Annotated in this window: 9 protein-coding genes; 4 read left to right on the top strand and 5 right to left on the bottom strand. The window is 59.8% G+C overall.

Translation table 11 applies throughout. The annotated features are described in order from the left end of the window. Positions 1-53: 53 nt before the first annotated feature. A complete protein-coding gene (locus ACIPUB_RS03625) occupies positions 54-1,214 on the bottom strand; it encodes a GAF domain-containing protein (protein ID WP_407606113.1) in 1,161 nt (386 codons plus the stop codon). A 165-nt stretch (positions 1,215-1,379) separates the two neighbouring features. On the opposite strand from ACIPUB_RS03625, the gene ACIPUB_RS03620 reads away from it, so the two are divergent. Continuing rightward, positions 1,380-1,949, top strand: coding sequence for a histidine phosphatase family protein (locus ACIPUB_RS03620; protein WP_264269917.1), 570 nt, complete (start codon positions 1,380-1,382; stop codon positions 1,947-1,949). 139 nt (positions 1,950-2,088) lie between these two features. Here the strand turns inward: ACIPUB_RS03620 and ACIPUB_RS03615 are convergent, their stop codons facing one another. Together ACIPUB_RS03615 and ACIPUB_RS03610 are read right to left on the bottom strand one after the other, a co-directional pair. Further along, entirely contained in the window at positions 2,089-3,333 is a 1,245-nt protein-coding gene (locus ACIPUB_RS03615) for a hypothetical protein (RefSeq protein ID WP_407606112.1), read from the bottom strand. 121 nt (positions 3,334-3,454) lie between these two features. Continuing rightward, positions 3,455-4,702, bottom strand: coding sequence for an exonuclease domain-containing protein (locus ACIPUB_RS03610; protein WP_407606111.1), 1,248 nt, complete (start codon positions 4,700-4,702; stop codon positions 3,455-3,457). Between the two features lie 197 nt (positions 4,703-4,899). Between ACIPUB_RS03610 and ACIPUB_RS03605 the strand changes: the two genes are divergently transcribed. Further along, positions 4,900-6,156, top strand: a complete 1,257-nt coding sequence (locus tag ACIPUB_RS03605; protein ID WP_407606110.1) for an APC family permease — start codon at positions 4,900-4,902, stop codon at positions 6,154-6,156. A 264-nt stretch (positions 6,157-6,420) separates the two neighbouring features. Here the strand turns inward: ACIPUB_RS03605 and ACIPUB_RS03600 are convergent, their stop codons facing one another. Both ACIPUB_RS03600 and ACIPUB_RS03595 read right to left on the bottom strand, forming a co-directional pair. Next, the gene (locus ACIPUB_RS03600) at positions 6,421-8,202 is read right to left on the bottom strand and encodes a BCCT family transporter (RefSeq protein WP_407606109.1); all 1,782 of its coding nucleotides are present in this window, start codon (positions 8,200-8,202) and stop codon (positions 6,421-6,423) included. A gap of 265 nt (positions 8,203-8,467) precedes the next feature. Next, positions 8,468-9,250, bottom strand: a complete 783-nt coding sequence (locus tag ACIPUB_RS03595) for a response regulator (RefSeq protein ID WP_407606108.1) — start codon at positions 9,248-9,250, stop codon at positions 8,468-8,470. A 247-nt stretch (positions 9,251-9,497) separates the two neighbouring features. Here ACIPUB_RS03595 and ACIPUB_RS03590 point away from each other — a divergent pair, with 247 nt between their 5' ends. Together ACIPUB_RS03590 and ACIPUB_RS03585 are read left to right on the top strand one after the other, a co-directional pair. Next, complete coding sequence (locus ACIPUB_RS03590) at positions 9,498-10,757, top strand: sensor histidine kinase (RefSeq protein WP_407606107.1); 1,260 nt, start codon at positions 9,498-9,500, stop codon at positions 10,755-10,757. Positions 10,758-11,202: 445 nt separating this feature from the next. After that, positions 11,203-11,826: a malonic semialdehyde reductase gene (locus ACIPUB_RS03585; RefSeq protein ID WP_407606106.1), complete on the top strand. Its 624-nt coding sequence runs from the start codon at positions 11,203-11,205 to the stop codon at positions 11,824-11,826. The last annotated feature ends 29 nt before the right edge of the window (positions 11,827-11,855 follow it).

The raw sequence follows: 11,855 nt of genomic DNA, 5'->3' as shown, positions 1-11,855 counted from the left end.
AGCTGGGTCACAGTGCCGCGAGCGTTGCAAGAGGTTGCAACGCCCGGCCGGCCTCAGGGGCGGAACGTCGCCGGCAGGCCCAGGCGGTAGGGCCGGGACTCGATCAGTCCGCCGAGCCTGGCGCGCAGCCGGGAGAGTTCGGCGCGCACCGTGACGGTGGTGGTGATGCCGGGAAGCTGCTCCATGAGGCCGTGGGCGTCCAGGCCGGCCGGGTTGGCCACCAGCAGCGCCAGGATCTGCCCGTGCCGCTCGCTGAGGCGGATCTCGGTTCGCTGCCCATCCTGGACGACGACGGCAACCGGCACCGGGGCAAGGGCAAGTTCCAGCCGGGCGTCCGACTCGCGGTTGCCGCCGTGCAGCAGCCAACCCCCGGGGACCTCTTCGGCCACGACCGCCCCGAGCTCGGGCAACCAGGCGCCGCCGGGGGACAGTGTGCCGGGCAGCCGCAGGCGGGTTCCCACGCCGAATCCCGTCGAATGCGCCACCCAGCCCTGCGCATCGACCAGCACATGGCGGCCGGCCGGGGACGGAACCGAAGCAGCCAGCAGATGAAGCTCGCGGTCATGTCGCGCGGACAGCAGGCCGGCGGCCTCCCGCGCCGTGGCGCTGACCAGCGCCAGGGTATGCGGGTGCGCGGTGCGGTAGGACCCGGAGAGCGTGATGGCGCCAAGCACCTGGCCGGTGCGTTCCTCGATGATCGGGGCACTGGTGCACACCCAGGTATGTTGTTCCTCGCGGGCGTGTTCCGGGCCGAAGATCTGCAACGCGGTGCGTTCGGCCATGGCGGCGCCCAGCCCGTTGGTGCCGACATCGGTTTCCCGCCAGCGCGCCCCGGCAACGAATCCGATGTCCTCACTGCGCCGGCGAATAGGGGACGGCCCGGCAACCCACAGGACATAGCCCTCGTCATCGCTGATGACCAGTTCGTTGCCCGCATCGGCGGCAAGTTGCAACAAGCGGTCCTCAAGCAGGGGAACCAGGCCGGAAAGCACGGCTGCACGTTCCCTGCGGTCGACGATATCCTCGGTGCCCAGCGGCCGGATGGCCGGGTTCTTCAGCGACTGTCGCTGCCAGGAGCGGGCCACCACCGGGCGCACCGGTGCGGGGATGATCTCTGTGTTGGCCCACGCCCGATGCAGCGGCATGAGCGATCGGGCCTTGGCCGCCGGATCCTCGAATGCAGCAAGCGCGGCCTCCAGCCGATGAACTGCCATATGTCCCACCCCTCAACCCTTAGAGGATCGCATGGAAGCACTTCCTTTGGACAGGGGGCCGGGAAAGACGAAGCCACTGAATTTACGCATCTGCATTGGCAGTTGAACTTCCCCGACGAGTGTCGGTGGTAGGCAGTCGGGGTGCGGAAGCGCGAGAATGGAGGCATGAAACTAGGATTCATTCGCCATGGGCAAACCGATTGGAACGCCGAAGGCCGCCTGCAGGGCTCCAGCGACATCCCTCTCAACGAGGTCGGACGCCAGCAGGCCCGCGACGCCGTGGCGGTGCTTGGCGCCGGCTCCTGGGATGCGATTGTCAGTTCCCCGTTGTCCCGGGCACGCGAAACTGCGGAAATCATTGCAAGTGGCCTGGGGATAGAGTTGGGACGCAGCTACGACGAACTCATTGAGCGAGATTACGGTCAGGCCGAAGGCATGCAGGACGGCGAATGGGAGAAGCTCTGGCCCAACAAGGTCGGCGGCGGAATAGAGAACTTGGACTCCGTGGTGGCTCGCGGCCTTGCCGCCATCGAGCTGATCGCCGCGGACTTCCCGGAGAAGAACGTTGCGGTGGTGTGCCACGGAACGATCATCCGCTACACCCTCTCCGCGCTCGCAGGAAACCAATTTGACAGCATTCTCAATGGATCCGTCTCGCTTACGGACAACGTTGATGGCCTGTGGATGGTGCGAAGCGTCAACGGGGAAACGCTTGGAACCCCGCTCATCCAGTAGGCGCCGCATCCCGCGTCAGGTATGTGGGTGCTCCACCCAACGCGTCGAAGTAGGAGAAGATTTCACGGGGAACGCCGGACAAAGAGACCGCCAACCGAGTCCCTGAATTTTCTAGTATTCGTTCCTGAAATCGCAAGGTTCACAGCAACGGATGACCGGTGAAGCTGGGGACCTCGTCGTTGGGATCCGAGAAGGTGTACGCGACCTCGGAAGCATCCGCGAGTTCTAGGACCAGTGGCTTGCACAAGACCGGCGGGATGGAAAGCCGTGCGTTGATGGTCACGAGTCCTTCCGCATGCCACCGTTCCAGGTAATGCCAAGCTACTTCAATGGTGTCCGGGGTTCCCCGCGGATCGAAGTCGCTCAAGCCCCGGACCGGGTGTTTGAGAACTTCGACGCTGATCGGCTCGACGGCCGCCTCCAGCAAGAAATAACGGGTTAGGTAACCCATCTCCGGAACTTGGCGGAGTCCTTCTACCTCCACGGACACTGCACGGTACATTTGCTGCGCCACGCTACGGACCACGTTGACGAGATTGGCGGAGGGATCCTCAAGCAAGCCAATGGCCTCCTTGCTTGGGTAGGCGCGGGTGGCGCTCAATTCCACGAGTCCGGCGGCCACCGACGCATCCCAGTACAAGTTCAGGCGAGCCACATTCTTGGCGGACTTGAACCGGACCGGACCGTTCTTCGGCGGTCCGCCGACGGGTGTGGGCGAGCCGTCGTAAACGGCAGGTACTTCGAGGGCGGCGGCTGCCTCTTGTACATGCTTGCGGTTCAAGATCTTCGAGCTAGTGATTTCGCGCTTCGTGCCGAACCAACGCAAAAACGACAGCAGTCGGCGGGTAACGGCCAACTCCGCTATCCCTTCAAGGACTTCTTCGTGGGATAGTTTCGGAACCCTGATCATTACGCTTTGAAGTTCGGGAATGGCGGAATATTCCGGTTCGAACCGGGGGAAATCGAAGCATTTGAAAAAAGATTCGAGGCGCTGAAATTCCTCATGGGTGCCGCTCCATGTTCCCGTGGTGTGTAGAAACTCAAGGTAGGCCCCCAGGACGTGTGTCGTTTCCAGGAAGTCGTTGGTTTTCTTGCCAAACATCAGGTCATCGAGCGTCGCAGCGAAGGCCGGAAGGTTCAGGAAGGTGATTTCGCGACTGCTGTTCACGCGCGCATAGTGCTCCAGAAAAGCAACGATTCTCGCGCGGAGATCCGAACCGCGGATATCGAATCGACGTTCCGAGCACCATTCATCGAAAGCGGGGAGGACGCGAGGTAGTTCGCGGCGAATCCGAAGCTCGTCGATGCTTACTACGGAGGGATCGGCTGCGCCGCGTGGTGGCGATTCGACCTTGTTGGCTGATTTCGGATCTTTGGGAGACATCTTTTTCCGCACAGTTTGGTCCTCTTGGCAGCGCTTACAACCCCGGCGCCGCCGCTGATGACTTGAGCATACTAGTGAGCCGGGATCGATTGTACCGTTGTCAAAAAATTCTGAAGCGACGTCAGTTGCCCGGCGATCCAAGGAGACGGTTCCACAGGTAATCCTCCCCGACCACCGGGATGCCGTAGGATCTTGCCTTTCGCGCTTTGCCAGAGAGGCTGTCCGGATCGGCGGCCACGAGAAGCTTGACCTTTTTTGTCACAGCCCCGTGAGGCGTGAAGCCGGCGTCTTCCAACTCGGCTTCGATGGCGTTGCGCGGCCTGCTCATGTCCCCGGTCAGTACGACGAGATCGCCGGGTACCAGGAACGAGGAGGTCAAAGTAGCCGTATCAGGGACCGGCGGGACCGTTTCCTGTGTTGCTCGGGAAGCGGCCTCGAGCTGTTGGGCAGAGATGCCGAGCAGCCTCGCGATGGTTGTCAGTTCGTTTAGTTCATCTCCGGTGAGCGAGCCATCTGCCCAAGCGACAGCTGACACTGAAGCGAAATACTTCCCGTGCAGTTCCCGAACGGTGGTTTGGCCGATTCCCAGATCATCGGCGGTGGCAACCAGTGCGGATTTTTCGTGAGCGGAGAGATGCCGGTCAAGCAGTGCACGGTCAAGGAGTGCCAGATACTCATGGTGTTCCGCTGGCCCGGATATTTCTGGCAGCCGGACCACAATCCGGTCAACGAAGTGCGTCTCCAAAGAATCCGCCGATGATCGGTGCGCGGGTTCGCGAAGGGGCGTAAGCGGTGTTTGTCGCCAGGATGTTGCCGCCGCCTCTGTCAGAAGAAAGTCCCAGTCTCCCAGATCGGGATCGAGCTCCATATATCGGGATAGAAGGACCGCCGCTGCCTCGGCGTCATCCCCGGCGCTGTGAGCATGCCGCAGTTCGATGCTGAATGAATCACAGCAGTCCTGCAGGGAGCGCCCCGCCCCAGGCAGATACTTGTGCGCCATCTGCATGGTGCACAAACCGCGTGGTAAATAGAAATCGGGAAGTTCGAGTCCCGCACGATGAAATTCGGCCCTGAGGAAACGCGAGTCGAACCCGAGATTATGCGCAACAACAATGGTTCCGGACAGGCGCCAATCAAGTTCGTCTGCGACGTCGCTGAAGCGTGGCGCGTCGAGGATGTCCTTTGCCCGGATGCCATGGATCGATTGCTTGCCCAAATCACGCTCTGGATTGATCAACGTTTCCCATCGATCCAGTACCGCTCCCGAACGGTCCATGGTAATGATGGCAATTTCTGCGATGCGGTCGTGGTTTCCCGGGAAAAGTCCCGTGGTTTCCGTATCAATGACTGCGAAATGTCCCAGTGTCATGCGAGTCCCCGATTCTTGCGCGTATCCAGCAATCCTCTTTGAGCTTAGGCGAACCTGCAAAGGTCGTTCCCAGACCAATGTCGGTCTGTGGGGTTATGGCGTGGGAGCGCATGCGCGAAGTGAAAAGGCGACTGAGGGCGCGTCCCTCGATGTTGGTGCGCCACCAAACGTTAATCTCAATGTAGTAGCTGTTGAGAATGCGAAGCTTGAGCGGAGAAGAAGTGGGCCCTGGCCTTAAACGTCAATTGGGTACCCAAGCGGCAGTGATGATCGGTTTGGGTGCCATGATTGGCGCCGGAATTTTTTCCGCGTTCACACCTGCGGCGTCCGCTGCCGGTTCCGCACTTCTGGTGTCCCTGTTTTTGGCGGCCGCGTTGGCGTATGCAAATGCACGCTCCAGCGCCCAACTCGCGGCTCGGTACCCGACGTCCGGAGGTACTTATGCTTATGGGCGTGAGGTGCTTGGCCCGTGGCCGGGCTTTATCGCCGGATGGGGCTTCGTGGTCGGCAAGACGGCTTCGGCAGCGGCAATGGCACTGACCTTCGCAACTTACACGGTTCCCGAAGCCTGGGTGAAGCCCGTCGCTGTTCTGGCGGTGGCGTTGCTGGTCGGCGTCAACTATCTGGGAGTCACACGAACAGCGGCCGCAGCACGCATTATCGTCATCGCGGTATTGGCGCTCCTTGCCGTGGTTCTGGTCGCGATCCTTACCGGCACCCATGCGCCGCCGGTCCACGCGGCAGGGGAGAATACCGGCGCTCTGGGTATCTTGCAGGGGGCCGGTCTACTGTTCTTTGCCTTCGCTGGATATGCACGCATCGCGACCCTGGGCGAGGAAGTACGAAACCCGACCAAGAGCATTCCCCGTGCCATTGGGATTGGCCTGGGCATCGTCGTAGTTCTCTACGCGGTGGTCGCGGTGGTGCTCCTGAATGTTTTGGGTGCCGGAGGCATTGCCCAAAGCGCCAAGCCTTTGGTCACCGCACTGGGGGATTCCTGGGCATTGCCGCTGGTGCAGATAGCCGCGGCCCTGGCATCCCTTGGGGCGCTCCTTGCTTTGATTGCAGGCATTGGACGCACGGCCATGGCCATGGCACGGGAACACGACCTTCCCCATCCCTTGGCCGCCATCCACCCGCGCTTTTCAACGCCGCACCGCGCCGAGTTGACGGTTGGCGTGGCGGTGGTCTTGCTGATCATGTTCTTCGACCTGCGGACCGCCATCGGGTTCTCGTCGTTCGGCGTGCTCGTCTACTACCTAATCGCCAACATCGCGGCGTTCAAACAGCCGCGGGACGAGCGCCTGAGCCCCGCGTGGTTGGGAGTCGCAGGTGCCATTGGGTGCGCCGTGCTTGTTGCCACGCTGCCACCCAGCGCCGTCATCGGCGGACTGGCGATGTTCGCCGTGGGCCTGGCCTACCGTGCCATTCGCCTGCGCTTCGGGGCTGACTGATACAACGTGGACCATGGATCGTCCAGCCTGGGAACAAGGTTCCGACTGACCACCACATGCGGAACGCGGATGGCGCCGCACGTCGTGGTCTTCTACGACTTGGATCCGAGTCGGTGACCGCCAACCGGGCAGCAGAATACCGCCGTTGAGTCCGGCAGCTATTTGCCCACGCCTGTCGGAAACATTGGTTGAAACGCATTCGAGGTGTTGGGTTCCCGTACATGGACGGGAACCCAACACCTCGATTTTGCGATGTAGATTCGGCTAGCTCGTGGCCTGCGGTGGCTGGCCGGAGTGGCTGCCTTCGGTTTCAGGTGCGTCTCGATGGTTGTCAGCCTCCAAGCGAACCCTGCCCGTAGCCGCCGGCACATGGCCTCGGCGTGCCAGCGGAACTGACCGCCGCAACCGTGCAGTGAAGTTCTGGAGATTGATCAACTGCGAATCCTGGTTCGGGGCTTCGACTTCCAGACCATAGAAATCGCCGATGTGGTCGACGAACGCCATGCGCCGTGCCTTTTCATATACCTTCACTTCACGTGAAAATGCCCGATACGTCGACCAACAGATCAAGATCAGGACGATGCTGAACGGCAGGGCAATGATGATCGCCGCTGTCTTGAGTGCCTCAAGGCCGCCCGAGAGCAACAGGGAAGCGGCCAGGATCGAAGTTGCCAGCGTGAAGAAGATTCGGATCCAGTTCTTGGGCTCCACGTCCCCGCCGGTGGCAATCATGCCCATGACCAGCGCGCCCGAGTCAGCCGATGTAACGAAGAAGATGACAATCATGATGATCGCACCCACCGTTAGTACAGAGCCGGCAGGCAATTGGTCGAGCATGGCAAACAAGGCGCCCTCGGTGTCAATCGAGCGGTCCGGGGCGATGAGGTTGCCCGTTCCCTCCAGCTGTCCGTGCAAGGCGATTCCACCCAGGACCGAGAACCAAATCATCGTGACAATGGTGGGAACCAAAATGACACCTGCAACGAATTGGCGTACCGTGCGACCGCGAGAAATCCGGGCAATGAAGATTCCCACGAACGGCGCCCACGAAATCCACCAGCCCCAGTAGAACGTGGTCCAAGTGCCCTGCCAGACCTCGCCCTCGGCCCCGGTGAAGGCACTGACGTTGAACGACATTGCAAGGAAGTTCTGCAGGTAATTGCCGACGGACTGTACGAAGTTTCTGAGCAGGAATTGCGTGGGGCCAACAATCAAGAGGAAGACGACCATCACGCCTGCCAGGATCAAGTTGGTGTTCGAGAGCCACTTCATGCCCTTGCCGACGCCCGAAAGAACGGAGAAGAGCACCAACGCGGTGACGACTGCAATGATGACGAGATCGATGAATTGGGAAGCCTGAACCAGTCCGGCGCTTTCCAGTCCTGCACTGATTTGCAAGACGCCCAATCCCAAAGAGGTCGCCACACCAAAGATCGTGCCAACCAACGCAACAACGTCGATGAGGTTTCCAAGTCCGCCATGGACCTTGCGCCCCAGCAGTGGCTCGAGTGTCCACCGAATCGATATGGGCCGGCCACGTCGGTGAATGGCGTAGGCGAGGGCCAACCCGATAACTACGTAGATCGACCAGGCATGCACCCCCCAATGAAGGAAGGTTTGCGCCTGCGCCTGTTGGGCAAGCTCGCCAGGCGATCCCGAGGCGCCGGGCTTGGGAGAGGCAAAGTGGCTCAGCGGCTCTGAGACGCCATAGAAGACCAGGCCGATGCCCATGCCGGCGGCGAAGAGCAGCGAGAACCACGAACCGAGGGAGAACTCCGGTTCGTCTTCGTCCTTGCCGAGCTTGATTTCGCCAAATTTGCCGAATCCCAGCCACAGGCTGAACACCACAAATCCCGTGGCGATAAGGACGTAGTACCAATTGAAGTAGCCGATGATCTGCGACTGGACGGACGCGAAGAGTGCCTCGGCAGTGCTTGGCATGGTCATGGCAAACGTGGCAAAAACAATGATGATGATGGCAGCGGGCCAGAAAACCCATCGGTGTACGCGTGGTTGGGCGCGCTCCTTCGTCAGTTCAGTTGTCATTTTTCGAGCCTAGGTGATGCAGGGGGGCCCCAAGCAAGAAAGGTGGTTATTGCCACCTAATTTGCAAATGAATGTCGATCCATGAAATGGAGATCTTATTAGTGAAATGTACAAGTTTTATTTGGGTCCGGTCCCGCTGCCCGACGTCGGCGGCCGGATGGGCACCTATCAAGCGTTCAAAACTGGTGCCCGTCCCGATCCGTTGGAGGCAAAGACGCCGGGTTGGCGTAACACCATGTGCCGACCAACAACCGTGGGCCATTGCCTAGTCCATGTGCAGCTCGACAAGACCGAATTGTGCAGCCCGGATCAAGGTTTGGACCCTGTCCCGGACACCGAATTTTGCCATGACACGGCTTAGATGCGCTTTGACGGTGGCTTCGGAAATGTGCAACTCCGCAGCCATCTCTGGATTGTTGCGGCCATGAGCCAGCAACTGCAGGACTTCAAGCTCCCGCTCGGACAGAGGCATGGGGCTTTGTCTGCTCGTACTACTTGGTTTGATGTCATGAGCGTCGCGAACCGCGCGGATGAGATCCTGAGATAGTGACGCCGAAATAGCGGCACTTCCGTCGTGCACGGCCCGAATTGCACCGAGGATTTCCGTGGGCTCAGCGTCCTTGACCAGGTACCCAGCGGCACCCGCGCGTAGGGCAGGAACCAGGTACTCCTCAGAGGAGAATGCGGTTATGGCGAGCACGCCGATGTCCGGATAGTTCGTGATGATGATTTCGGTGGCCTCAACACCGTCCATGCGCGGCATCTGCATGTCCATGAGGATTACATTCGGACTGTTGCCCGCGCAAAAAGCTACGGCCTCAATACCGTTTGTCGCTTCACCCATCCAACTGAATCCTGGTGCAGCTTCAAGAATGATTTTGAGGGCTTGGCGCATGAGTGGTTCGTTATCAACCACAAGAACTTGAATGTCGGTCACCTTTACGAGTCTAGTGGTCATTGGTGGAAAGGGCGCCGCGCTGATGAGCAACAAAAGATTTTGGGAAAGGAGCTGTTGACTTAATGAATTAGGTGCAAGAATGATCAACATGACTCATAAAACTCGTATCCTCGCTGCGGTCGCCATGTCCGCAGCATTGTTGCTTCCGGCCGCCATTCCTGCTCAGGCCGCGGTCGTCCCCGGTTCCCTTTCCGGTGGTAGCTCATTGCCAGTCGCTTCGCCCGCGGGGGCCTCCGATGCTTTTAACGACTGGCTGTGCCGCTACTTCGGCGCATCTTGCCCTAGGTAGTGAGCCGGGCTCATGCGAATGGGTCCAGCTTTGAGCGAGAATGGAGCGGTGAACCGATTCGTTTTTGTCTCCGATGCAACTAGTGAGCAATCTTCCTCCTCTTTGGGGAGGAAGATTCTTCTAGTTGCGAGCGGTGTTGTGGCATTGTTGCTGGTTACCGACATTGTGAGCCTGGTCAGCGAGTCTGACCCGGCGAGGTTTCGAATTCGTGCGATCGAAGCGATTGTCAACGCGTCCTTTGCGCTTGCTCTCGGATTTCTGTGGGTCCGCACACGATATGCGGTCATCGTGTCGATCGTGGCCATGTCATTAACGGCATTCACTGGCGCGTATTTGTTTGCTCTCCTAATTGTTCCTCTGTTGGTTGGTCTGGTTACCCTGACGGAGACGCGCAAATATTCGTTCAGATATTTGTGCGTTATTGGCTTGTGGCCATTGCTAATCATCGTTTTCAGGTCATACGATCTGGGCTTCCTGTTTATCATCATCCCGTTGGTTGCCGCTGCGTACTTCATTGCCATATTTGTACGGAAGTTCCAGGAGCAGCGCGAGGCTGACAGGAAACGTATCGAAGAATTGCGGCGCAAGCAACGGGAAGCTGTTGAAGCGGAGCGCAAGGCCATTGCGAGGGACCTTCACGATATCGTCGCCCACGACATCACCGTGATTTCCATGCAAGCCAAGGCTGCAGGCTTTTCCGGTGATCCGGCGGTTGCCCAGGCCGCGCTCAAGGTTATTGGTGCTACGTCTAAGGAGGCGCTCCAGGACCTGCGCGTCCTGCTCAACGTGCTTCGATCCGACGGCCGAGCAACGCGTGTGGACGGATCGATTGTAGACAAGGCGGGGAACGCGGCCAGCAGCCTGGAAATACTGATTGGTGTCGAGATCTTTGCCGAGCGATTGGTTGACCTCGGCCACCCGACGAAGACCATGGCCGACCCAAAGCTTGCCGGGCTGCCCCAGTCGGCCCAAGCCGCGTTATATCGGGTGTTGCAGGAATCCACGACGAACATCGTCAAGCATGCCGAGCGTGATGCGCCGTGCCGAATTGAGGCCCTCATTGTCGGCGACAGGGTTTGGCTTGAAGTCGCCAACAAGCTGCCTGGCCGCGTGATCGACCAGGGTTTTGACAGTGGTGGTCCTAGCTCCGGCATCGTGGGCATGGTCGACCGCATGGCAGCCTTCGGCGGGACTCTTTCGGCCCAGCGCGTCCGAGGTGACTGGGTGGTGCGGGCCGAGCTGCCGGCCGACATTATTGATGGAGCCCACCGGGTGCCCGAGGAACTCCCCGGGGTCCAAGATACTTAGTGAGGTTTCCTCACTAAGTATGGTCAAAAGTCTAATGTGCTGTGGTTGCCGCGCTGGATACAGTAGGTACTACATCGGCCGTATAGCCGATTGATGAGTACGAAGAGCGTTTTGCGAGTGGCGCTTCGAGAACTCATTTCCAGCACGCCAGACGACGCCAGCCCCGCAGACCAAGCCCCCAAGTTGGTCCGCATCGGGAGCCGCGTCAAATGCTTTCCCCCAAGGAGCATTTGATAAACATGGTTCCCGGTCGCTACTACCCCAAGAGTAGCCACCATCGGCGTCGTCGGGCGTGCTGATGTTTAACCACGAAAGTGTCCCGTTCTCGAGCCTTTGGCCGTTCCGGGTGACGTGAATCACGGACGCCAGTGGAATGTGGCGGTCAACAGTGGTGGTTCTGCTTTAGTAGGAAACTACCGCTGAACCGCAAGGAGCACACCCCCACATGAGCGTTGAAACCGCCGCGACCGTGTACGAACAGCTGTCGATCGATGCAGATACCGCTGACAAGCTTTTCCTTGAAGCGCGAACTGCCAACACCTTCTCCGACGACGCCGTCTCCGATCAGACCCTGGAAGCCATCTACGAGCTCACCAAAATGGGTCCGACAATGATGAACAACCAGCCGTTGCGCATCACTTGGGTCAAGAGTGCAGAGGCCCGCGAGGCAGTTGTTGCCCAGATGATGGAAGCAAACCGGCCCAAGTCCCTGGCCGCCCCGGCGCTGGCTGTGTTGAGCTACGATGCCAACTGGCACGAGCAGTTCCCCGTCTTCTTCCCCCACGCGGCGGAACGGAAGGCAATGTTTGACGACGATGCCGCCATGCGTGCCGAGGTCGCCAAGAACAACGCCTGGATGCAAGCGGGCTACTTCATCATGGCCGTCCGTGCTGCCGGCCTGCATGCCGGACCCATGGGTGGCTTCAACGCCGCAGGAGTGGACACCGTCATCAACGCCGAAACCGCCAACCACGCCTTCCTGATCGTCAACGTGGGCACCCCGGGCGAAAACGCTTGGTTCGACCGCCTGCCGCGCCTGGACATCGACATGGCCACGAACAGCATCTAAGGGCCCCTCGTCCAATGTGACAAACGCCC

Source organism: Paeniglutamicibacter sp. ORCA_105 (assembly GCF_045798545.1).
GTDB lineage: Bacteria > Actinomycetota > Actinomycetes > Actinomycetales > Micrococcaceae > Paeniglutamicibacter > Paeniglutamicibacter sulfureus.
The sequence above is the reverse complement of the archived record's forward strand: the minus strand, read 5'-3'. Positions and strand labels throughout refer to the sequence as shown.